The organism is Mycobacterium sp. NGS67 (assembly GCF_059812185.1).
In genome coordinates this window covers 102,828-125,627 of sequence record NZ_JCALCF010000017.1, presented here as the reverse complement: position 1 = coordinate 125,627, position 22,800 = coordinate 102,828, and the positions used below count along the sequence as shown (strand labels likewise).

The following is a 22,800-nucleotide window of genomic DNA, read 5'->3' as shown; positions in this document are numbered from 1 at the left end:
TAGCCGATGCGGCCGATGCCGGTGATGTTGCCCTGCATGATCTTGTTGCCCATCAGCACCATCGACGAGGTTTGAATCGGATCGCTGAGCAAGGTGGCCGACTTGGGTTGCTGGTACACCAGGCTGCCGGTGTTGGGGTCGATGACGGCGTAGGCGAACAGGTCCGCCGGTGTCGTCTGGTCCAGACCGATTCGCGTAATCGTGTAGATCAGGCCGTCTCCGGTGGACAGATGCGGCAGCGCGGCGCTGCGAACTTTGCTCTCCCACACCGTATGACAACCCGGACCCGGGTTGTTCATGTCGACTCTGGTCATGCCTCCGACGAACGGCGCCGTCGGGGGAACTGCCGGACCGGCGTTCGGCGGCACCGCCGGATAGGGGTAGCCGTAGGTGCTGGCGATGAACATCGAATTGCCGACACCGATGGGTGAATTCTCGCTACCCGGCCCGCCCTGTGTCAGCACCGTCTGCTGACAAACCAGGTTTCCGGTGCCGGATTGGTAGACCAGCGCATGCACCTGCGGTTCGGCGTTGTCGACGATGGTCAGGTAATCGGCGCCGGTGGGACCGAAATAGGTTGGGGTGGAACCGGTTCCCCAGCTCAGTTGTCCGGGTTTGCGTGCCGGCCCGCGGTCGTAGTTCTGGCTCCACAGGACCTGGGGGTTGCCGCCGCCGTTGAGGTTGATCTCGTAGAGGGCGTGCGTGGTGGCCACCGCAACCCGGTTTTGTGGCGAGGCCGAAATACTGTTCGCCACTTGCTGTCCGGCGGGCAGCTGTAGGCTGGCAACGCCGCCGCCGACCTTCGCGACACCCACCACGCCGTTGCCGGTGGCGAACCAGACGTTACCCAAATAGTCGGGGACCACACCGACCGAGCTGTCGCCGGACGGTATCGCGCCGGACAGGTCGGTGGACTCGGTGACGACCAGGTGCCAAGCGCCCCGTTCGTCCCTGCTGTGCGCGACACGAAGGAGATGGTTGGTGCCGTCGATCAGCACCATCTGGTTGTTGTTGTCCAGGTACGCATAGACACCGCCGAGCAGTCCGCCTTTGGCGATGTCCATGCTGGCCAGCGGAATCACTTGCGGCAGAACGCCTCCGGGGTCGATCAGGTGCAGCACCGGAGCCTGTTGGGTGATCGTGGTGCACAGCGCCAGCACCAGGCCGTCGGTGCCCTGCGTGATGGTCGGGCAGGCCGCCAGCAGCGGGAACGCCAAGATCGGGACCAGGCGGGCACCGGGTCCTGGTAGCGGCCCGGCGTCCGCAGATCCCGCGTCGTTGTGCATGGACGCAAGGCCGTTGGGTGCCATGTACGGATTGGGCGGCGCCAGCGGCCCGAATGCGTCGGCGGCGCGGGCGGGGGTGATGGCCGGAAGCAGGGAGACAGCCCATGCGGTCAGCACTGCCAGCGCAATTGCCAACAGTTCCTTCGGCCATCGCGCCAAGGTGCCCTCCCGCGGTTTGGGTCACCTGGCAGTGTGGCGACCGTTGAGTACGACACCGCAACGGAGCGTTAACGATTCGGCGTCACGTCAGCCGGCGTCGGGTACGTTCACGCCGGCCGCCCGGACATCCTTCCCTTGGTTTCGTAGGCCAGTCACGCGAATCCTGCTCTATATCAACGGTTCTCGAAGATGTGGCCAAGCTTCACGTCGTCGTTGTCGCGTACACGCTGCCGAAGTTGGCGGCGCGGGCCACCGGTTGACGCGCGCTCCGGGCCCCCTCGTTCCTCAAGATTCCGCATGCCCACGGATGGCGCGTCGACAGCGCACCTATGCTGAGGCAATGGCATCGATCTTCACCAAGATCATCAACCGTGAACTACCCGGCCGCTTCGTCTATGAAGACGACGACGTCGTCGCGTTCCTGACGATCGAACCCATGACCCAAGGGCACACGCTGGTGGTGCCGCGGGAAGAAATAGATCAGTGGCAGAGCGTGGACGGCGCCGCTTTCGCGCGGGTCATGGAGGTGTGCCAGCTGATCGGCAAGGCGGTGACCAAAGCATTCTCGGCGGAGCGTGCAGGGGTGATCATCGCCGGTCTGGAAGTACCGCACCTGCACGTCCACGTGTTCCCGACTCGCAGCTTGGGTGACTTCGGTTTCGCCAATGTCGATCGCAACCCGTCGGAACAGTCGCTCGACGAAGCGCAAGCGAAGATCAAGGCGGCACTGGCCGAACTGCAGGGCTCCTAGCCGACCACAGGCGCGGTTGACCGGGAGTCGCCGATGTTGTTGTCGGCGTTAGTTTCTGGTCGGGTCGTAGGGTGTGTACCACCACCAGTCGGCGCGTTCGCCGCTAGGCCCGGGACAGGGTGGGACATCAATGGCATTGCGCTGACCGGCCAACTCCGCGAACTCCTCAAACAGCACATCAATGCGCTTGACCTCGTTCAACGGCTCAGCAGTTGCAGACATAACGCCATCGTCGCAGCGCCCACCGACAACTCACCGCCGCGGCGATCGTCACCCCACCGAGGTGGGCACGTCGTCGACCCGGGGCAGGGTGACCCGGAAGCAGCATCCCTCGCCGGGCGCGGTGGCGACCGTGACGGCGCCGTCGTGCGCCCGCACCAGCGAGTCGACGATCGACAGCCCCAGCCCGCTGCCGCCGGTGGCCCGCGCCCGCGACGAGTCGGTGCGATAGAACCGCTCGAAGACGCGCTGGGCATCCTCCTGGCTCATGCCGGGCCCGGTGTCGGCGACCTCGAGCACGGCGTCGTCACCGGCGGTGCCCACCCGCACGGTGATATGAGCGGTCTCGGGCGTGTGCTGGATCGCGTTGGCCACCAGATTGCTCAGCACCTGGCGCAACCGGGGTTCGTCACCGAGCACCTCCGGGGTGCCGGGGCCGTCGAGCACCTCCATGGTGATGCTGCGCTCGGGATCGATGGCGCGCCCGTCGTGCACGGCGTCGATGGCCAGCGCCAACAGGTCCACCGGACCCTTTTCCAGCGGACGTTGCACATCCAGGCGGGCCAGCATCAGCAGGTCCTCGACCAGCAATCCCATCCGGCCGGCTTCGCTTTCGATCCGCGCGAGCAACATCGACACGTCGCTGGCGGCACCCTGCCGGTAGAGCTCTGCGAACCCGCGGATCGTGGTCAACGGGGTACGTAACTCGTGGCTGGCGTCGGTGATGAACCGTCGCATCCGCTCCTCGGAACCGCGCGCGGCCTCAGCCGACGTCTCGGAAGCCGCCACAGCCTGCTGAATCTGGGCGAGCATTCCGTTGAGCGCCAACGACAGTCGGCCGACTTCGGTGCGAGGGTCGCGCTCGGTGACCCGACGGTCCAGTTGACCCGCCGCGATCGCGGCCGCGGTCTGCTCGACTTCGGTCAACGGTCGCAGGCTCCGGTGCACCACCGCGAAGCCAGCGATCCCGACCACCACCAGCACCGCGGCGCCAATGCCGGCCTGCAGTAGGACCAGCGCGCGGACCGTGTGGTCGACGTCGGACAGGTCGATGGCCACGGTGGTCAGGCCGCCCTGCGGGCCGCGCACCGAGACCGCGCGCCACTCGATGTCGGAATCGTCGACCGACGGCAACGTCGTCGGATTGGGTCCGACGTCGTTGTCGGGCGGCAACGCCGGTTCGGCATTGCGGTCGTTGATCGCCGTCATGCGCTGCCCGTCGGGTCCGATCGCGCGGACGTAGAACTTCGACGGCGGGCGGGCCGGGTCGGGGCTTTCCCCATTGGGCCGGGTGTGTTTCCACGGCGCCTGCGCCCACGTGCGGGTGGCATCGAGCAACGTCGAATCGATCCGGCTGATCAGGCTGTGCCGCAGGATCGACGTGACGGCCACACCCGATGCCAGCAGACCGCACGACACCAGCACCAAGGTCGCCGCAACCAGGCCTACCCGCAACGGCACCGCGCGTCGATACCGTCTCACGGTTTCGGTGCCGGCCACGCTCAGCGCGGCTCCCGCAACACGTAACCGACACCCCGCAGGGTGTGCAGCAGTCGCTTCTCGCCGGTGTCGACCTTGCGGCGCAGATAGGACACGTAGGACTCGACGACGTTGACGTCGCCGCCAAAGTCGTAGCGCCACACGTGATCCAGGATCTTCGGTTTGCTGAGCACCGTGCCGGCGTTGATCACGAAGTAACGCAGTAGCGTGAATTCGGTGGGAGACAACGAAACCGGCTCGCCGGCCTTCCACACTTCGTGGGTCTCCTCGTCGAGTTCGATGTCGGCGAACGAAAGCCGGGTTTTGCGTGGCTCATTGGCGCGGCCCTTGCCGGCGCGCCGCAGGATCACCCGCAGCCGGGCAACGACCTCTTCCAGGCTGAACGGCTTGGTCACGTAGTCGTCGCCGCCGAGTGTGAGCCCGGCGATCTTGTCCTGCAACGAGTCTCGCGCCGTCAAGAACAAGGCGGGTGCATCGACGCCGTCGTCACGCAGTCGGCGCAACAGACCGAAGCCGTCCATGCCCGGCATCATCACGTCGAGGATCAGCGCGTCCGGCTTGGCTTCGCGGGCACGGTCCAGCGCTTGGGTACCGTTGCTCGCGGTGAAAACCTCGAATCCCTGGAATTTCAGACTCACCGAGAGCAATTCGACGATGTTGGCCTCGTCGTCGACGACGAGGATCCGTGCCTCCGGTTGGGTCATCTCGTTCGGGTTGCCCAGTGTCATGGCGTCAGTCTCCCCGCCCTAACTCGTGCGTTTGCTTCGCGGCTCCATGTCGACCGTTAGTAGTCTGCCAGGATCCGGGGAATTGACTCAGACCCGCACGGGATTTCTCGGGCGCGTCGCGAATAGACTCAGCAGAATGAATCTCGCCAAATCCGTCATGGCGCTGGCGACTGCGCCGGCCCGAACCGGCTTGGCCGCCGCCGAGGCGAGCCTGAACCTGGCCGGGGCCGCGGTTGGTCTCGCCAAGCAGGTACTCGGTGACACCACCGGGCCGCGGGGATCCAACGCCATGGCCAACATGCTGGGCATCGACGACGCCCTGGCGCGCGCCAACCGGCTGGCCCGCTTGCTCGACGACGACATGCCGCTGGGACGCGCGGTGGCACCCAACGGGCCGATGGACCGAATGCTGCGCCCCGGCGGGGTGGTCGACCTGCTGACGTCGGAGGGAGGCCTGATCGACCGGCTGACCGCCGAGGGCGGGGGGTTGCAACGCGCCCTGCAACCGGGTGGGCTGGCCGACCAGTTGCTGGCCAATGATGGCCTGATCGAGCGGGTTCTGGCCGAGGACGGGTTGGCCGACAAGTTGCTCTCCGAAGGCGGGCTGGTCGACAAGCTGACGGCCAAGAACGGTCCGCTCGAGCAACTGGCCGACGTGGCCGACACCCTGGCGCGACTGGCGCCCGGGATGGAGGCACTGGAACCGGCGATCGCGACCCTGCAGGAAGCCGTCATCTCGCTGACCATGGTGGTCAACCCGCTGAGCACCATCGCCGACCGCATCCCGCTGCCGGGCCGGCGGCCCCGCTCGTCGTCGCGGTCGGTGCGCTCGCAACGAATCGTCAACCCCGACTAGGCTGGCACCGGCTTTGCCGGCCTCCTTAGCTCAGTGGTAGAGCACTCGCCTTGTAAGCGAGCGGTCGTCAGTTCAATCCTGACAGGGGGCTCTGACGTTCGAAGCGCTCCGTCTTGAGATTTTTCCGACGCCGTCGTTAACTTGAACTTTCAAGCCTGTGATTCAGGAAAACGACTGAAATCTGAACGAAATCGTTTTGATTCAAGATAACTTGTGTGCGCAAGCAGGGCATTCAGGAAACTGGGGCTAATCTTGAATCGTGGATGTTGAAGCAGTGCGCAAGTCGCCGATCGGAGAGCTGGTGCCTATCAGCGGCACCGACCCCAGGACGATGGAGCCATGGGAGTACTGGGCATACGTCCCTGACGCGTTGCCCGAATTGCCCTCCCTGACCCCGCGTGCCGTGGCGCTATCAGCGAAGGCCGGGGCGGCCATCGCTCGCCTCGACGAAGCTGTGGCCCAGTTGCCGAGACCAGAGATCTTAGTTCGGCCCATCATCCGCAAGGAGGCGAAGAGCACATCGGCCCTGGAGGGAACGTACGCTTCCTTCGAAGAGGTGCTGGAAGCCGACTTCCTCGACGATCGTCAGATGTCGTCCGAGCAGAGGGAAATCCGAAACTACGTGGAAGCAACCGAGGCCGCGTGCTCAAGCATTGCCGAACAGCGTATCTCCAGATCGTTTCTCGGGGAACTGCAACGAATGATTGTGAAGGGAACTCCCGGCGACACATCAGACGCTGGTGACATTCGACCGCACCAAGTAGCCATCGGCCCGAGGGACAGGCCGATAGCCGAGGCACGATTCGTGCCAAGTCCGCCAGGGGCGCAGCTAGAAGGTGGCGTCCGGGACTGGGAAGACTGGATCGAAGCTGAGTCAGACCTGCTGATTGTGGCCAAGGTAGCCATTGCCCACTATCAATTCGAGACGCTGCACCCGTTCGGCGACGGCAATGGCAGATTGGGCCGGTTGGTAACGATCTTGCAGTTGATGAAGGACGGCGAGCTGCGTTGGCCAGTCCTAAACATCGCCCCATGGTTTGAGGCACATCGCGATCTCTACCAACAAGGATTAATGAACGTGACAATTACCGGCGACTTCAGCACCTGGGTCGAACTGTTTGCGCATGCAGTCGAGATGCAAGCGCGGGAGGGGCTTCGGAAGATCCAAAGATTACTAGCCATGAGGGATGAGATGGTCGCATCTCTGCGCGCGCGAAACCTTCGGGGTTCGGCCATCGAGATCGCAGAGATTCTGATTGGCTACCCAGTCATCGACGTCCGAACGGCCAGTCATCTAATCAACAAAACCTTTGAAGCAACTAACGTTGCGATCGCTAAGTTAGTGGAGCACGGCATTCTGCAGGAGATCACTGGCAGGTCGCAGAATCGGCTCTTTGGCTGTGTACGGGCCGCCAGGACGATCACGGAATAGGAAACCTACTGCCCACCAGTGCCCACAATCTGCCCACAGTTACAGATAACTGCCGTGGAATACCTTGATGTGGTTGAGCAGCTCAGGACCGTTTCAGGTACTGTGGCTGCGCCCCGCAAACAGTTCAATCCTGACAGGGGGCTCTGCGCTCTGGTCGCTGCCGTCGCTGGATAGATCCAGCGAATGAGGTAGCCCCCTACTCACTCCGTCGCCCGTCGCGCGCGTGACGATCCATCGGTCACGACCCAAACGGGGAGGCCTGATGATTCCGGAGCGCATTCTGGATTGCCGCGGCAGGAACTCGGTGCTGCAGCTCAAGCGGGTGAACAAGACCTACTCCCGAGGCGGCGAGCAGGTGCAGGTGCTCGTCGACTTCGACTTCACGTTGGAAGCCGGCGAGTTCGTCGTCGTCACCGGGCCGTCGGGGGCCGGCAAGTCCACCCTGCTGCACATCGCCGGCGGGCTGGACGCACCGGACAGCGGCGACGTGACGGTGTCCGGCCAGGACTTGGGGTCGATGAGCAAGGGCGCACGCGCGGCGTTCCGGCGCCGCAACCTGGGCTTCGTATTCCAGTTCTTCAACCTGGTGCCCATGCTGACCGCCGTGCAGAACGTGTCGTTGCCGCTGGTCCTGGACGGGGTGCCGGCCCGCGCTGCCGACGCACGCGCTGAAGAACTGCTGGAACGGGTCGGGCTGGCCGATCGGGCCCAGCACCGGCCCGCCGAGCTCTCGGGCGGACAAATGCAGCGGGTGGCGGTGGCGCGCGCGCTGGTGGCCCGGCCGCCACTCATCCTCGCCGACGAGCCGACCGGGAACCTGGACAGCCATTCCTCGGCCGAAGTGCTGGATCTCTTGCGATCGCTGTCGACCGAGCACGGCGCGGCGGTGGTGATGGTGACACACGATCGGGCCGCGGCAGCCTACGGCAGTCGCGAAGTGCATCTCGTCGACGGGCGGGCGTGTGCACCCGACCCCGCACCGGCGGTGGAACGGTCATGGTGAGGCTGCGTGCCGGCTGGACGTCCTTCCGCCGCATCCACCTGGCCGCGCTGGTCGCCGACTGGCGCCGGACGCTGCTCAGCGTGATCGGGGTGGCGCTCGGAGTGACCGTGGTACTCGGCGTCTTGATACTCAAGACCGAGATGACCCGGCCCTTCGACTCCTACGGCCCATCGCTGGCCCACGCCGCGAACAGTGGAGTCATCGAGGTCACGCCGAAGGTCAGCGGCCGCCTACCGCTCGACACCGTCAACCGGCTGCAGTCGGAAGTTGCGGGGGCGCAGGCGGTTGTTCCCGTGGTCGCCGCCTTGACGCCGGTCGACTTCCCGCACGCCGCCGACGGGAGTCACGGATTCTTTCTGCTCGGTGGGACCTGCGAGGTCGAGCTGTTAATCGGATCCTTCAACTGCGAACAGCGCGCCCACGACGTCAAACCCGCCGACGGTCCCGGCGTCCCACTGCAGATGCCCACGGCCATCGCGCAACGGCACGGCCTGAAACCCGGTGACCCATTGCGAATTCCGGGCCTGCCGCCGGGGGCGGCGCACCTGGGATCGACCTTTCCGGAATTCGACCGCGTCCGGGGCATCAACGACGGCTACGTGTTGTTCGCCCCTTCCGCGGAGGTCGCCGCCAGCCTGCTGTCCTCGCCCGGCTACGCGACGGCCGCGTTCGTCCTGCCGCGACCGGGGACAGCCGTAACGGCCGAGCTGGACCGCGTGATCGCCGGCGTCGCGACGGCCGGGCCGCCCCGACCGCACCTGCCGGCCGTATTCGAAAGCGGCGCACAGAGTTTGAATCTCACGATGCTGGCCGGCATCATCGTCGGCGTCCTCATCGCCGTCAACACCATCTTGCTGGCCATCGAGGATCGGCGAGCGGTGCTGGGCACCATCGGTGCGATCGGTGCCAGGCCGGGCGGCCTGTTCGGCGGATTGCTCGGCGAAGGCGCCGCAGTAGGGCTCCTCGGCGGATTGTTAGGCGTGCCAACCGGTTTCGCATTCGGGACCTACCTGGTGGACACGTTCGGGCGGTCGATGCTGGCCGGGTCCGGCGGCACCGTCGCCGCGCACTTCACACCGAGTCTGATACTGGCCGGGGCGGGCGCCGGGATCCTCTGCGGAATTCTCGCGATGATCGGACCGGCGACAAAGTTGTTCCGCGACGGACCATTGACATCGATGGCCAGCGCCGGCGGAGTGCAGCGCGCCAGGAAGATCCCGTTCTGGCCGCTGATCGTCGGGACCGGCTTACTGGCGGCCGCAACCGTTTTGATGAAAATCTTCGAGCGCGGGTCGCTGCCGCTGAACGTCGGCATCGATGGGTTGACGGTGGGCTTGTTCGGGATCGTCTTGGTGACGCTGTGGCTGGCGCCGCGCGGCGCCGGACTGTTGATCGACCTGTTGACGGTCGCCCGTCCCGCGGTGGGACGCCTGCTGAATGCCGACTTTCGGCGTTACGCACTGTTGTTCGCGTTCTCCGCCGCGCTACTCGCCGAAGCCACCAGCTTGGCCATCGGCTCACACAGCATGCAGGTGCTGGGCGCCGGCCAGGTGGCCGCGCAGAAGAACGACCGTCTTCCCGCCTCGCTGATGATTACGGCCCAATCGGTGCTGGATCAACGCGACGGCCGGATCGCCGACTCCACCTTCGATTCGGTGACCCGCGTGGCCGGCGGGTGTCCGGTGTCCTCGCGCTGGCGGTCCACGATCTCCTCGGGGGCGTTGTCGCGTCTGGTCGTCGGAGTGACGCCGGGTGATTGGTACAGCCAGGCGTTGTACGAGCCGGCCCAAACCGGTGCGGAATTCTGGAATGCCTTGCAGCGCGGTGAGATCGGACTGAGCCAGATCGCTGCCAGCCGGCTCGGCGGGGTGCCGGGGGGCACCGTCGAACTGCCCACCGTCACCGGGTCGAAGCGATACCGGGTGGCTGGGATCTTTGACGCACGGATGATCAACGACGCCGCAGTCGGCGACATCGTCTTGGCCTCTGAGAGTTCGGCGCGCAGTGACTGGGCGGCCGCGCGTGACCAGGTGGCGGTGGCCTATCGGTCCGCGGCGGAGGCAACCGACCACCGCGACGATTTCCTGAATCTGGAGGCCGGGCTGTGGGTGTATGACAACCAACAGTGGCAGTCGGTGGCCGCCAAGGGGATCACCCGATTCTTGAAGCCGTTCACCATCGGGGGGTACCTGGTCATGACTGCCGCCGGCATAAGCCTGCTGAATGTGTTTGTGCTGGGACTCATTCAACGCAAACGTGAACGGTCCGCCTTGCGGGCGATCGGGATGACCTGTCGCCAGGAACAGGCCGTGATCATCGCCAACGCCGGCCTGCTCGGACTGCTCGTGTCGGGTGTCGCGGTTCTCGGGGGCGTGGGCCTGACGTACCTGTGGTCGATGGGGTCACCGGTGTTCTACGGCACCAGGATCGACTGGGGCGTGGTGCCATTGCCGTTGCGGGCGGCTGTGGTGGCCGTGTTCCTGCTTGTCCTGGCCGCCGCGGTATACCCGGTGATTCACGCGCGGCGGCTGGAAACCGTTGGGATACTGCGTACCAGCTGAGCTCTCAGCCGTGGATCTCACGGTGCAGGGCCGAGATGTCGTCACCCGTAGAGCGAAACCGGTGCATGCGCTCCCGAGCGGCAGGGTTCGACAGAGCCTCGAACTCCCTAGGCGGCAAGGACATCTGGAGAACCAGTCCGCGACCGTCCGCACCTTCCATCAGGGCGCCAAGACCCGCGACCGGCAATGCCAGCACCAGGGTGCAATACGACGTGAGCGCGCCCTCGAACTGGACTCGGTAGACACCGAAGCTACTCAGGTTCGTGACGAGCGGGTTCCACCGGGCCGGATTGAAAGCTGTGGTTACGCAACGTGCTGCCTCCCACGCATTGGCAGCGTCGAGGAACTGCTGATTGATTCGCATGTCGCAGTGTTGATCGGCGAAGTGGTCCACGCCGTGGCGAATGCGTGCTGCGATCGCGCCGGCTGTCTCTCCGCGTCGCACGTCGACGTTCAAGGTGGTCACGATGTTGCCGATCAGCATGGGATCGAGACCGCACCGATTCCGCACGTTCACGACGACCGCGAGACTGCGGCGATCCACCGCGGGATCCGCACTCATGATGGCTTCGCAGACGTGCGCACAGACGACATCGTTGGCGGACAGCCGCATTCGGCCGCCGTACGCGCCGCGCATGCGGACGAGCTCGTCGTCGCCGAAGTACAAATTCAGCGTCCGTTGCTTCCGCGCGTCCTTCGCCAGGTACAGCGCACTGCGGGCGAGTTCTGCGAGCCCGAGGCTACGTACCCCGGGCTGGGAAGCGCCGTCCGCGGGCAGATGCTCGTCGAGGTAGGCGGCCCGGTCTTCGACCAGCAACGGTTCCGGGAGCGGCTTGCCGGCGGCCGCGGCGACCCAACCGTTCATCAAGTGCATCAAGGTCTGCATGTCGCCGACCGCATGGTGCCAGGAAACCCCGATCGCGGTCGCGTCATCGCGGAGTTTCGTGACACGTACCTTGCACAACGGACCCAGGCCCCACCGGGCCGTGACGCCGTTCACCGGGTCGACCAGCCATAGTCCGTCGTCCCTCGTCGTGGAAAGGATCGCCTCGCGCAGGGTACGAGCGGACGACACAACCGTGAAGGGCACACCCTGCGCTTGGCATCGAATTCGCATCGGGCCGTTGAGCATCGACATCCGCCCGGCGAAAACCGGCAGGTTCGTCAGGGCGCGTGCGAATGCCTGGGTCAACAGCGTCGTGTCCAAGGGCCGCTTGAAGAAGAAGACGACGTGGGTCGCCAAATTGGCCACGATGGTGTCGCCGACATTGCAGCGGACCTCCAGCCGTCGCGCGTTCGACGGTTTGATCAGCTGGGTCGACACCGGGCTACCTCCGACGATTCACCACTACGCGGCCGCCCTGCCTGGGGGTGTGAGCGATCCCGCGGAACACCGACTTCTCGCCAGGGGCGGAGTCGGTCTCGACGCAGAAGTCCCGCAACACCGTGCGCAGCACGACATCCATTTCGGTGATCGCGAAATCAGCTCCGGGGCAACGTCGCTCGCCACCGCCGAAAGCCAGCCATGCTGAAGCCGCCGGCCGGGTGCCCGAGAACCTGCGCGGATCGAACCGTTCCGGGTCGGGGAAGATCTCCGGGTTTCGCTGGAGATCGGCGATCCGCACCAGCACCGTGCGCCCGTGCGGAATCCGCCAGGCGCCGAGGTCGAAATGCGGCGCCACGACACGGCGACCCGCCACATCGAGCACGGTCCGCACGCGCAACAACTCCAGGATCGTGGCCCGACGAAACTCACTGCCTCCCGCATCGACCTCGCGGACCAGATCAGCCAAAACCTCTGGGTGACGCCGCAATCGCTCGATTGCCCAACCCAGCGCAGATGCGGTGGTTTCGTGTCCCGCCACGACGAAGGCCAACAGTTCGTCGCACATGTCCGTCCGGGACATCCCGGTTCCGTCGTCGTGCCGGACGCGCAGCAACGCTGCCAGGATGTCGTTGCGCTCGCCGCGATGCGGATCGCGCTGCGCCCTGTCGATGAGGCTGAACACGTTCTCGTCGAATACTTTTCGGAGCCGGTCGAGCCTGCCCCACGGGCTGTGACGTCGCGCCCAGGCCGGTGGTGCGGGCGCGAACGCCACGAGCTGCCCGAGTTTGATATACGGCGGGACGACCTCGCGCAACCGTTCGAGTTCCGGACCGTCGGCGCCGAAGACGGTTCGCAGGATCACGCTCAACGTGATCCGGTTCATGGGTTCGAGGGTCCGAAATTCCTCATTCTCTTGCCAATTCGCGGTTTCACGCAGCGTCTCGGCCTCGATGAGCTGTTCGTAGTCCCTCAGGCATCGGCCGTGAAACGCCGGCGCCAGTTGCCGGCGGCGGTCGCGGTGCCGTCTGCCCTCGATCCCGAAACTCGATCCCGGCCCGAACCAGTTGCTGAGGTTCGGTTGCACGTTGATCATCTGTTCGGGATCCGCGGTGTACACAGCGCGCGCGAGAGCCGGGTCGGAGACGACCACCGACCGGCCGAAGAATGGGACATTGATCTCGAAAATGCGTCCGTGCCGCCGAATCCAGTGGTGCATCGCCCGCCGGCGGAAGAATGCAAATGCCGCACCTTGTACGAGCTTCGGTAGGCGCACCGATGGCGGCGTCGGTATCGATGTACCGCAGGATTCGAAACAGGCCGCATCGGTCAATTGGTGCCCCACCAGAAAACTGTCGCCCCCGTGCGTGAAGGTGAGTTGCGTAGTGCACTACTCGATCTCGGCGGCCCCGTACACGGAAGTACGCAGCACGACCGAAATACGTGTGAAACATATGACCTTTATTTGAGTTCCCTATCCTCGTCCTGTGCTGGGCTTGACATTGCCGGTTGAATCAGTGGGTTGACGATTTACCAGTTGCGTACATAGGGGGTTGGGTGGACCAGGACGGGACGCCGTTCGGCCGGTACCGGTTGATCGAGCTCATCGGTCGCGGCGGCATGGGCGAGGTGTGGCGGGCGTACGACACCGAGACCTCACGGATCGTCGCCGTCAAGGTGCTGCCCGAGAACCTGGTTTCCGACCCGACCTTCGTGCAACGGTTCCGCCGGGAGGCACTGGCCGCCGCGGGACTCAACGACCCGCACGTCATACCGATCCACCACTTCGGCGAGATCGACGGCCGCCTCTACGTCGACATGCGGCTGATCAAAGGCCGCGACCTGCAGACCATCATCGCCGAAGGAGTGATGGAGCCGGCCCGCGCGGTGATGATCATCGAGCAGATCGCCTCGGCACTGCACGACGCCCACCAGATCGGGTTGGTACACCGCGACGTCAAACCCTCCAACATTCTGGTCACGCCGAACGACTTCGCCTACCTGATCGATTTCGGTATCGCCAGCGTGGCCGGGGAATCGCGGATGACCAACACCGGCAGCGTGATCGGCACCTGGGCCTACATGGCGCCGGAGCGGCTGAGCAAAGGCCAGGCCGATCCCCGCAGCGACACCTATGCCCTCGCGTGTGTGTTGCACGAGTGCCTGACGGGCAGCCAGCCGTTCCCGGGCAACAGCCTGGAACAGCAGATCGGCGGCCATTTGGGTTTGCCGGCGCCCCGGCCGTCGGCGCTGCGGCACGGCCTGCCGGTGCAACTCGACGGGGTCATTGCGATCGGGATGGCCAAGAATCCCGAGCAGCGCTATTCGACTCCCACCGAGATGGCTGCGGCGGCCAAGGCAGCGATCACCCAGCCGACGGTGCTGCCCCCTCCTCCGCGGAATACCGACCCGGGCCAATCGGAAACGCAGCGGGTGCCGATCGCGCCGGGCGCCCCGAGTCAGCAGCGGAACTACTATCCGCCGACTCCGAACCGCGGCCCGTCCAACACCGACGCGACCCAGTACCGCTCATACGGCCCGACCGACAATCGGGGCGGCCAGTACGGTCCGTCCAGTCCCAGCCAATCCGGCGGCGGATCGGCGCAGAGCGGGCAGACCACCAAACCGGACCCCAAGCGTCGTCGCCTCATCCTGGCGGGCAGCATCGCGGCCGTCGTCCTGGTTGTCGCCCTGGTCGCCGGCTTCTTGATGACCAAGGGCGGCGGTTCGGGCGGTGGTGGCGCCGCGACGGCACAGCCGGCGAATACCGGCCCGCTGACCGGCACCTACACCCTGACGTTCGGCCCGAGCATCGACATTGCCGGTAGGGAGCAGCAAGGCAGCGAACCGGCCGGCAAGGAGACCTGGAAGTTGCGGTCGGTGTGCGGCGACAAAGGCTGCGTGGCTACCGCTGCGAGAAGCAGCGGAAACCTCAAGCACCCGACGACTCTGACATTCGACGACATCAGCGGACGCTGGGTCGCCGTCACCCTGGACACCGAACGGTGCGGTAACGAGGACATCGAAGAGTGGCATTGGGTTTACTTGCGGCCCCGGCCGGACGGCAGCATGTCCGGCGAATGGATCGACGATTCCGTCAGGTGCTACAGCAAACGGAGCGTGACGTTCACCAAGACCGGTGACGCGGACATCTCCAGCTTGCCCGACCCGGTCACCCTGCCGGCACGCGTGAAATCCCCGGCACTGGGGCTGCACGGGTTCTATCGCTCGAAATTCAGCACGGCGGCCGGCCAGGCCAGACCGGGCGACCAGGACTTCAGCGTCGACACCTTCTGCCTGCGCGCCGGCGACCGCTGCCTGAGCCGTTTCGTGCTGACCGATTTCAGTGACCACCAGCTGTTCATCTTCGCCAACAACGCTTGGACGGAGAACTCCGAGGAAGATGTGCCCTGCTCGGCCGGCGGGACGAGCCATGTGCGGGTCACGGGCGTGTTCCCGTTGGCCAAGGGGGCCGCCGACCCGATACAGACGCTGTCCGGACACGGCATGGAAGAGGCTTCGGGCAGCACCTGCAAGGGTGGCCCCTACGATCAGGTCTTCACCCGCATCAGGGACTGAGCCGGCCGCGGGGATTCACCCCGCCACCAGTCGACACGAACGACGACAGAACTCGTCGCGCGCCGACACCGCAAACCCCTTTAGAAAGTCCCAAGAAACTCACAAGGCGCGGTCCGCAGACTTCACTTCAACAGTTACACCCCTATCCGTTCACACCGAAGTGACCAAGCAGGCCAACATGAGCAACGACATCCAGACGATGTTCCTTCACGGCGACCGCGTCGCCTACCGCGACGAAGGCGCGGGCGAAGTGCTGCTGCTGATCCACGGTATCGGCGGCAGCTCGAAGAACTGGAACGCGATCATCCCGACGCTGTCCAAGAAGTTTCGCGTCATCGCACCGGATCTGCTGGGGCACGGTCAGACCGACAAGCCGCGCGGCGACTACTCACTGGGCGCGTTCGCGGTGTGGTTGCGTGACTTCCTCGACGCGTTGGGGATCCCCCGCGTCACGGTCATCGGTCACTCGCTCGGCGGCGGCATCGCAATGCAATTCACCCACCAGCACCGCGACTACTGCGAGCGGCTGATCCTGATCAGCAGCGGCGGTCTGGGCGCCGAAGTGAACCGAACCCTGCGGCTGATCTCGCTGCCCGGATCCGAGATCGTGTTGCAGCTGGCCTCGTCGCGGCCGATGATCGCTGCGCGCAAAGCGTTTTCGGCGCTGCGGTCCAGCGACGAGCACAAGTCCCGGCTGGGCGAGCACTGGGAAGCGCACGCCGCGTTGTCGAACCGGGAGAACCGGCTGGCGCTGCTGCGCACGTTGCGCGCCGTCGTCGACCGTCGCGGCCAGTTCGTCTGCGCGCTGAGCAAGCTGCACTTCAACGCCAACGTGCCGGTGCTGATCATCAGCGGCGACCAGGATCGCGTGATCCCCGTCTCGCACGCCTACGCGGCCCACGAAGCAATGCCGCACAGCCGGCTGCACATCATCCCGGGTGTCTTCCACCACCCGCAGACCGAGCAGACCGACACCGTGGCGGGTCTCATCGACGACTTCATCGACGCGAACGGCGACTACACCAGCGCGGCCGTGTCCCTGGCCGACTGGTCGGCGGCGGCCGACTCGCGACGCGGCGGCCTGCGCTCCCGCGCGGTGATGCAACGCATCGGCCGTCGTCGCTCGCGCCGACACCTGCAGGCGGTGCCAGCAGCCAGCTGAACCCGCTGCGGTGGAACGGATTTCGCCGCGGTCAGGGGACCAGGACGGGCAGCAGGGGGATGTCGCCCTGCAACGCGTCGACCACATCCTCGACCACCGCGAACGGGAAACCGATGGTGGCCGTGGCGACTTCGTCGATACCGTCGCGAACCGCCGTGACGATCGCCGTGGGATCGCCGGAGAGCAGCGACATCCCGATGTCCCAGGCCGCGTACTGCGGCGCGGTGATCAGGTTGCGCCAGTCGACGAAGAGTGCGGTCGGCAGGTTCGCGGGCCCGACCGGGATGCCTTCCCAACTCACCAGCGTCCAGCCGCCTCGCGGATCACCCTGCACCACCACGGTGCCGGTGTTCTCGGGGAAGTGGGTGAGCATGAGCAGGAAATCGGGATTGTTCACGTTCATCATCGTCCCGACGGCCATGGTGAACGCGCTGGTGTAGGCCGCCGACGTGATGTTGCCGTCCGCGGCCACCTGAATCGGGGGCGTCAGGGCATGGTTGTAGATCGTTTCCAGCGCGCCGGTGAAGTGCTGGTTGAAGACGATCCCGTTGAAGTCGGAGGAACCCGGCGCGAGCATCGGCATCAACGGGAATCCGAACATCCAGGCGATCGGGCTGGCCAGATAGAGCAGGCCGGCGGGACTGATCTGCGGTAAGCCGTCGAACACTCCGGCGCTGATCTCGTTGAGTCCGGGCAGCACTTGCACGTTCGACCCCGGGAGCATGCCGGCCAGCGCCGCCGCGGTTTCCTGAGTCCTGGTCAGCTGCGACGCGAAGATGCCGGCGTAGGGGGCGTTCGGTGCCAGGATGTTTGCGACGGCCGTGGCCTGCTGTTGACCGAGGGCGGTGAGGGATACCCCCGGGATGGCCGTGTCGATCCAGCCTTCCAGGTTGGCCGAGGTCTGTCCGTGCCGCACCAGATCGATGACGATCGACTGGCCGCCGGCGGGATCGCCGAAAGACCCGGTGCCGATGAACAACCCCGCGCGGCCGACGGGGGCGCCAGCTGCGCCGGGGCCGCCGTTGCCGAAGAAGAAGGCCTGCCCGCCCGCGCCGCCGGTGCCACCGGCACCGCCCGCACCGCCGTTACCCATCAGCCAGCCGCCGAAGCCGCCCGCACCGCCGGTTGCGCCGCCGAAGCCGGCACCGCCGGCACCGCCGTTGCCGACCAGCCCGGCGTGCCCGCCGTTGCCGCCGACCGCGACACCTGCGGTGGGTGAATAACCGGCCCCGCCGTCGCCGAACAGCAGTCCCCCGGCGCCGCCGGTGGGTGCGGTCGCCGTCCCCGCAGCGCCGTTGCCGATCAGCGGGCGCCCGAGCAGCATGTTGGTGGGCGCGTTCACAATTGGATCCAGCGCCTGGCCGAACGGGCTGCCGATCCACGCCTGTCCGGCCGCGCGGACCGGGCCGTAGACCGCCGTCTGGAACGCGTCGGCCGCGGCGACGCGCAACGACGTGACGATCTGCGCCTCCGCGCCGGCGTAGGCCGCCGCCGCCGTATTGAGCGCACCGGTGAACTGCTCGTAATACGTGGCGGCCTGCGCCGCGGCCGCCTGATACGACTGGGCGTGCGTGCCGAACAACGATGCGACGGCGGTCGAAACTTCGTCGGCGGCCGCGGCCACTACCTCGGTGGTCGGGAGAGCCGCTGCGGCCGAGAGATGAGCGGCGTCGGCCGCGGCTGCGGCCAGCATGTCCGGCGCGACAAGCACAAATGACATCGCCTACCCCCGTTGGTATCGCGTATTAGACATGATCGCGCGCAGGCCGGGAAAAGACGGGGATATCGAAGAATTCGCTATTTGCTCTTACGGGATAGGAAGGCCCGCATATGGTGTTGCGGCTCCCCCGTCAGGAACGCCTGACCGAACTGTTCGACGCTGTCCTCGATCGCCGCGTGCACCGACATGTCGAACCACTTGTTGAGCAAGCGCTTCTGCTGGCGGACGGCGTGCGGACCGAAACCGGCCAGTCTCGAAGCGAGTTCGCCGATGCGGGTGTCCAGTGCCGACGGTGCGACGACTTCGTGCACCAGACCCCAGGTGGCGGCCGTGTCGGCGTCGATCGTCTCGCCCGTCAGCAACAGCCACGACGAATGCGACGCCCCGATCAATGCCGGCAGCAGCGCCGCGTGGATCACCGACGGTATTCCGACGGCCACCTCCGGCATCCCGAATCCGGCGCCGGATTCGGCGACGCGCAGGTCGCACGACGCCGCGACTTCCAACCCTCCGCCGAGGCACCAGCCCGCCAGCCGGGCGATGACCGGGACGGGACATTCCCGGATCGCCTCGCACAGACCCGCGAGTCGGCGGATGAACACCTCGGCGCTGGACGGTTCGAGGGTGACCATCTCGTTGATGTCGGCGCCGCCGATGAACGCCTTGTCCCCCGAGCCGCGCAGCACGACCACCCGCACGTCGTCACCGACCGCACGGAATGCATCGGTGAGTTCCGAGATCGCTTGACTGCCAATGATATTCAGCGGCTTGGAGTTGATCAGCCCGATGGTGGCCACACCGCCGTCAGTGCCGTATTCGACGAGGGTGTCGCCCATGCTCAGGAGGCGCTCTCCAACTCGTCGAGTGCCTCGCCGGTGTAGACGGCCAGTCGCTGCAGATGGGGCAGGGTGTCGCGACACCCGATGAACCCGAAGTTCATCGTGCTGGCATAGCTCTGCAGGGTGATGTTGAGCGCCTGGCTGTGCCCCACCAACGAAACCGGGAACGACGCCTCCATCCGACAGCCCCGGAGGTAGAGCGGATCCTGAGGTCCCGGCACGTTGCTGACACAGAGGTTGAACGTGTCGGGCCAAGGCGTCTTGACCTTGGTGAGCGAACCGGCCACCTGCAGCACGAACGGGGCCAACAGGGCAGTGGTGTACGCCAGGATCGCGTCCTTGTTCATCTTCGACAATTCGGCCTTGGCTACCCGGGTGGTGGCGGTGATGGTGTGCAGACGCTCGATCGGGTCTGCGATGTCGGTGCCCAGCGTGCCCAGGATTGCCGCGACGGCGTTGCCGCCCCCCTCGTCGTCCTTGGGTCGCACGTTGACCGGCAACATCGCGATCAACGGTTTGTCCGGGAGCTCGCCCAACTCGTCGAGAAACCTGCGCAGGCTGCCCCCGACGATCGTCAACGCGACGTCGTTGACCGTCGAGTCATTCTGCTTCCCAATGCTTTTCAGCCGATCCAGCTGGTAATGCTGGGTGGCGAAACGGCGGTTGCGGCTGATCCGCGTGTTCAGGATGGACCGCGGTGCCTGCGCCGAACCGATCAGGTTGCGGTACTCGTTGTCGTTGCGCAGTTGGGTGTTCACGATGGCCTTGGTCAGATCCAGCGTGGAGCGTCCCGCACCTGCGACGGACCCGAGCACACCACCCACCCCGCTCACCACGCCACCCAAATTGGTGACCAGACCGCCCAGGGTGCCCAGCACGCTGCTGGTCAGGCCGTTGCCGGATTCGTCCTTCGCCGCGGGCACCCGTCCGGGCGTGGGGATGTTGAAGAAGAGGGGATGCGTGGTGTCGTGGGGGTCGGTAGACAGGCTGCGCGCCAACATCTTCTGGCCGGTGTAGCCGTCGACCAACGCGTGGTGCATCTTGACGTAGATGGCGAACCGTCCGTCTTCGAGTCCCTCGATGAAATGCATCTCCCAAGGAGGCCGGCGCATGTCGAGGGCGTTACTGTGCAACCGCGACACCAGGATTCCGAGTTCGCGTTCATCACCGGGGCTGGCCAACGCCGAACGTCGCACGTGGTAGTCGAGGTCGAACTTGTCGTCGTGGACCCAGGATTGAATCGGGCTGCGCAGCAGGTCAGGATGGCTCAGTTTCAGATTCCACGGCTCGACCACCTCGTTGGCCTTGCTCTCGTCGACCAACTGACGCAAGAAGTCGTTCGGCGCATCCGGGGGCGGGGTGAACGGCATCAGTCCACCGACGTGCATCATCGTGCTCGCGGTTTCGCCGTAGAGGAACAACATGTCTTGCGGCCCTAGCCGCCTGGCCGTCTTGCTCACGCACCACTCCTTTGGATGAACAGGCTCCCGCTTGTGACCGTAGTCCAAATGAGTTCGGTTGACCCTAGCTCTTATTCACGGCTACAAACCGAAGGCAGGGCAGCAGGCTTCGGGGTCAGCAGGAGACCCCCGGGGCATGTGTCTATCCCGAGCCCAGCGGGACGCTGTTCGCCGCGCGCCTCGATGGCTGAGCTGTCGCAACTTCCCGTGCGGCATGGGTGTCCGGGACACCCTCGGCCACTGACAGAAGACGTTGCGGCGCAGCTGGATTCGTTGTGCCAGCAGGTCTGGTGGATCCGGGTGGCCATGGTGGGGATGAATCCACCGCTGCGGGCAAAGGGTGTGCGATACCCCTGCTTGGACCGTCAGGCCAGGTCGATTGCCAAAGTGACTGCCCCGCAAAATCTTCGCCACCGATTTACCCGGCATCGGCTGCTGAACGAGCAGACCGGGATAGCGGTCCGGCCCGGACAGGTTTCTCTGCCGATGCGCAGGCAGCCCGCATTGAGACGACCCGAAACTTCCGGGTTTACGAAATCGCTGAACGGGGTGGATGCCTGTCTTATTTGTGAAAACTCTATGAGTTGATGGCAAATAGCGGTAAATTTGCCAGCGGGGGGCCCTCCAGTACGAGCGGGCTCCCGGGGCACGAAGGAGAACAGCGGTGAAGCGTGGAGTCCTCGTCGGAGTAGCCGGTGTTGCCATAGTTGCTGTGAGTTGCGCAGGATGTTCCAGCAACAAATCCGATAAGGGTGCGCCCAACACCGCACCAGCGGCCCCGGCCGGCCCTCAGGTAATCGTCGACGGTCAGAGCCAGAATGTCAGTGGCGCGATCACCTGCACGCCGGCCGGGAACAACATCAACATCGGCATCGGCGACGCGGCCAATGGGATCGGTGCGGTGGTCAGCAAAGACAATCCGCCCATCGTCCACGCGGTGGGGCTGGGCGCCGTCAACGGCGTGGTGCTCGGTTATTCCGATGCAGCCCCAGGCCAGGGCGGCTCCGCAGGGGCCGCGGTGAGCGGCAAGTATTACCAGATCAAGGGCACTGCGACCGGCGCGGACGTCAGCAACCCAGCGCAGCCGAAGACGCTCACGAAGTCATTCGAGTTGGACGTGACCTGCCCGTAGCGCGGACCTACCAGACATCGTGCGGGCCGAAGCCCGAGAGGGGATGCAGCTAATGTCCATCAAACGAGTGGCCGCAGCTGCGGCAGTCGCGGCGGGTCTCGGTATGACCGCGACGGCATTCAATGCGGGTTTCGCCAGCTCGGCTCCGCAAGACCCGTGCCCTAATTGGGACAGAGCCTGTCAGAGCCGCAACTCGACCCCCGCCCCCAGCCCCAACCCGGGACCGGGTTACGGGGGCGGCGGATCCGTGCCGCCGCCGGGATCGTCCGTGCCGGGTGCCGGCACTCCTCGGCCGACGACCACCAAGCCGCCGGGCACCACACCCCGCACCACGGCGCCGCCGGCGAGCACGACGAACCAACCCAGCACCACGCCTTGGAGTTCGCCGCCGCCCACGACCACCACGAGCCCGTGGAACGGGACACCGGCACCCACGACCACCACCAGTCCGTGGAACGGGACACCGGCTCCTACCACCACGAGTCCGTGGAACGGGACACCGGCTCCTACCACCACGGGGAGCCCGTGGAACGGGACACCGGCTCCGACGACCACGGGGAGCCCGTGGAGTGGATCGCCGGCGCCCACCACGTCTGGTCCGTGGGGCTCGACGACTCAGGGCGGTGATCGGTCCTCCTATCCGTCCACCACTCGCCCGGTGCTCGACGCACCGACCACTCAGCCGGCGCACCCGCCGTATATTCCGCCGCGCGGCGAAATCCCACGTGGCACGGTGCAGATTGGCGGCCCTATCGACCTGCCGGTCGGGTTCTACGTCCCAGGCCGCGGAGCACCACCACCGCCGCGACAGAGCGGCTACGGATGGAACAACGGTCCGGCGCCCGGCCACCCGCCGCCCAATTGGGAAGGACCGGCGCCCTCGAATGGCTGGGACGGCGCGCCGCCTCCCGGCGGTTGGAATCGCCCGTGGGAGGGGCCGACGCGTGACGTCGGCTATGGCCAGCAGTATTTCGCGCCGTTCAACTACAACTCGTATAGCGTCGTTCCGGTCTTCAACTGGCAATACGGTGGTTGGGGTTACTGGTTCATGGGCTTGTGGGTGCCGCTGTACTGATTGAACGGGGTGAC

At 65.8% G+C, this 22,800-nt stretch carries 17 protein-coding genes and 1 tRNA gene; 10 read left to right on the top strand and 8 right to left on the bottom strand.

What is annotated here, in order from left to right; translation table 11 throughout:
• Nucleotides 1-1,445, bottom strand: a 1,445-nt coding sequence (locus AC5Y4D_RS17285; RefSeq protein WP_499943597.1) for a hypothetical protein, incomplete at its 3' end; no start/stop codon positions are given.
• A 340-nt stretch (nt 1,446-1,785) separates the two neighbouring features.
• On the opposite strand from AC5Y4D_RS17285, the gene AC5Y4D_RS17280 reads away from it, so the two are divergent.
• Nucleotides 1,786-2,196, top strand: coding sequence for an HIT family protein (locus AC5Y4D_RS17280; RefSeq protein ID WP_500037712.1), 411 nt, complete (start codon nt 1,786-1,788; stop codon nt 2,194-2,196).
• Between the two features lie 270 nt (nt 2,197-2,466).
• Here the strand turns inward: AC5Y4D_RS17280 and AC5Y4D_RS17275 are convergent, their stop codons facing one another.
• Together AC5Y4D_RS17275 and AC5Y4D_RS17270 are read right to left on the bottom strand one after the other, a co-directional pair.
• Nucleotides 2,467-3,897: a sensor histidine kinase gene (locus tag AC5Y4D_RS17275; protein ID WP_500037714.1), complete on the bottom strand. Its 1,431-nt coding sequence runs from the start codon at nt 3,895-3,897 to the stop codon at nt 2,467-2,469.
• A 20-nt stretch (nt 3,898-3,917) separates the two neighbouring features.
• Nucleotides 3,918-4,643, bottom strand: coding sequence for a response regulator transcription factor (locus tag AC5Y4D_RS17270; RefSeq protein WP_499943600.1), 726 nt, complete (start codon nt 4,641-4,643; stop codon nt 3,918-3,920).
• A gap of 136 nt (nt 4,644-4,779) precedes the next feature.
• On the opposite strand from AC5Y4D_RS17270, the gene AC5Y4D_RS17265 reads away from it, so the two are divergent.
• From AC5Y4D_RS17265 to AC5Y4D_RS17245, 5 genes are all read left to right on the top strand, one after another.
• Nucleotides 4,780-5,499 (top strand): hypothetical protein, encoded by a 720-nt coding sequence (locus AC5Y4D_RS17265; protein ID WP_499943601.1) that lies wholly within the window; start codon nt 4,780-4,782, stop codon nt 5,497-5,499.
• Nucleotides 5,500-5,518: 19 nt separating this feature from the next.
• Nucleotides 5,519-5,590, top strand: a tRNA-Thr gene (locus AC5Y4D_RS17260).
• A gap of 168 nt (nt 5,591-5,758) precedes the next feature.
• Complete coding sequence (locus tag AC5Y4D_RS17255) at nt 5,759-6,931, top strand: Fic family protein (protein ID WP_500037711.1); 1,173 nt, start codon at nt 5,759-5,761, stop codon at nt 6,929-6,931.
• A gap of 262 nt (nt 6,932-7,193) precedes the next feature.
• Nucleotides 7,194-7,934 (top strand): ABC transporter ATP-binding protein, encoded by a 741-nt coding sequence (locus tag AC5Y4D_RS17250; protein WP_500037710.1) that lies wholly within the window; start codon nt 7,194-7,196, stop codon nt 7,932-7,934.
• Nucleotides 7,928-10,495, top strand: a complete 2,568-nt coding sequence (locus tag AC5Y4D_RS17245; protein WP_500037709.1) for an ABC transporter permease — start codon at nt 7,928-7,930, stop codon at nt 10,493-10,495. Before AC5Y4D_RS17250 ends, AC5Y4D_RS17245 begins: the two co-directional genes overlap by 7 nt.
• A 4-nt stretch (nt 10,496-10,499) precedes the next feature.
• Here AC5Y4D_RS17245 and AC5Y4D_RS17240 read toward each other — a convergent pair whose 3' ends face one another.
• A complete protein-coding gene (locus AC5Y4D_RS17240; protein WP_500037708.1) occupies nt 10,500-11,819 on the bottom strand; it encodes an acyltransferase in 1,320 nt (439 codons plus the stop codon).
• Between the two features lie 4 nt (nt 11,820-11,823).
• Nucleotides 11,824-13,038 carry a cytochrome P450 gene (locus tag AC5Y4D_RS17235; protein WP_500037707.1) on the bottom strand — a complete coding sequence of 405 codons (1,215 nt, stop codon included), beginning with the start codon at nt 13,036-13,038 and terminating at the stop codon, nt 11,824-11,826.
• Nucleotides 13,039-13,376: 338 nt separating this feature from the next.
• Here AC5Y4D_RS17235 and AC5Y4D_RS17230 point away from each other — a divergent pair, with 338 nt between their 5' ends.
• On the top strand, nt 13,377-15,398 hold the full coding sequence (locus AC5Y4D_RS17230) for a serine/threonine-protein kinase (RefSeq protein WP_500037706.1): 2,022 nt from the start codon (nt 13,377-13,379) through the stop codon (nt 15,396-15,398).
• Nucleotides 15,399-15,576: 178 nt separating this feature from the next.
• The gene (locus AC5Y4D_RS17225) at nt 15,577-16,560 is read left to right on the top strand and encodes an alpha/beta fold hydrolase (protein WP_499990107.1); all 984 of its coding nucleotides are present in this window, start codon (nt 15,577-15,579) and stop codon (nt 16,558-16,560) included.
• A gap of 31 nt (nt 16,561-16,591) precedes the next feature.
• On the opposite strand, the gene AC5Y4D_RS17220 is transcribed toward AC5Y4D_RS17225, so the two are convergent.
• The 3 genes from AC5Y4D_RS17220 to AC5Y4D_RS17210 form a co-directional block, all read right to left on the bottom strand.
• Nucleotides 16,592-18,280, bottom strand: coding sequence for a PE domain-containing protein (locus AC5Y4D_RS17220; RefSeq protein WP_499990106.1), 1,689 nt, complete (start codon nt 18,278-18,280; stop codon nt 16,592-16,594).
• 77 nt (nt 18,281-18,357) lie between these two features.
• Complete coding sequence (locus tag AC5Y4D_RS17215; RefSeq protein WP_499990105.1) at nt 18,358-19,116, bottom strand: enoyl-CoA hydratase; 759 nt, start codon at nt 19,114-19,116, stop codon at nt 18,358-18,360.
• A 2-nt stretch (nt 19,117-19,118) separates the two neighbouring features.
• Nucleotides 19,119-20,579 carry a WS/DGAT/MGAT family O-acyltransferase gene (locus AC5Y4D_RS17210; RefSeq protein ID WP_499943633.1) on the bottom strand — a complete coding sequence of 487 codons (1,461 nt, stop codon included), beginning with the start codon at nt 20,577-20,579 and terminating at the stop codon, nt 19,119-19,121.
• Between the two features lie 664 nt (nt 20,580-21,243).
• Here AC5Y4D_RS17210 and AC5Y4D_RS17205 point away from each other — a divergent pair.
• Both AC5Y4D_RS17205 and AC5Y4D_RS17200 read left to right on the top strand, forming a co-directional pair.
• A complete protein-coding gene (locus AC5Y4D_RS17205) occupies nt 21,244-21,711 on the top strand; it encodes a lipoprotein LpqH (RefSeq protein WP_499943634.1) in 468 nt (155 codons plus the stop codon).
• Between the two features lie 43 nt (nt 21,712-21,754).
• Nucleotides 21,755-22,786, top strand: a complete 1,032-nt coding sequence (locus tag AC5Y4D_RS17200; protein WP_500037705.1) for an MAP_0585 family protein — start codon at nt 21,755-21,757, stop codon at nt 22,784-22,786.
• The last annotated feature ends 14 nt before the right edge of the window (nt 22,787-22,800 follow it).

Bases quoted from the DNA above. Each gene is read 5' to 3' on its own strand.
- AC5Y4D_RS17245 (WP_500037709.1), top strand. From the start codon at position 7,928: ATGGTGAGGCTGCGTGCCGGCTGGACGTCCTTCCGCCGCATCCACCTG.
- AC5Y4D_RS17225 (WP_499990107.1), top strand. From the start codon at position 15,577: ATGAGCAACGACATCCAGACGATGTTCCTTCACGGCGACCGCGTCGCC.
- AC5Y4D_RS17200 (WP_500037705.1), top strand. From the start codon at position 21,755: ATGCAGCTAATGTCCATCAAACGAGTGGCCGCAGCTGCGGCAGTCGCG.
- AC5Y4D_RS17280 (WP_500037712.1), top strand. From the start codon at position 1,786: ATGGCATCGATCTTCACCAAGATCATCAACCGTGAACTACCCGGCCGC.
- AC5Y4D_RS17215 (WP_499990105.1), bottom strand. From the start codon at position 19,116: ATGGGCGACACCCTCGTCGAATACGGCACTGACGGCGGTGTGGCCACC.
- AC5Y4D_RS17265 (WP_499943601.1), top strand. From the start codon at position 4,780: ATGAATCTCGCCAAATCCGTCATGGCGCTGGCGACTGCGCCGGCCCGA.
- AC5Y4D_RS17250 (WP_500037710.1), top strand. From the start codon at position 7,194: ATGATTCCGGAGCGCATTCTGGATTGCCGCGGCAGGAACTCGGTGCTG.
- AC5Y4D_RS17235 (WP_500037707.1), bottom strand. From the start codon at position 13,038: ATGCACCACTGGATTCGGCGGCACGGACGCATTTTCGAGATCAATGTC.
- AC5Y4D_RS17220 (WP_499990106.1), bottom strand. From the start codon at position 18,280: ATGTCATTTGTGCTTGTCGCGCCGGACATGCTGGCCGCAGCCGCGGCC.
- AC5Y4D_RS17270 (WP_499943600.1), bottom strand. From the start codon at position 4,643: ATGACACTGGGCAACCCGAACGAGATGACCCAACCGGAGGCACGGATC.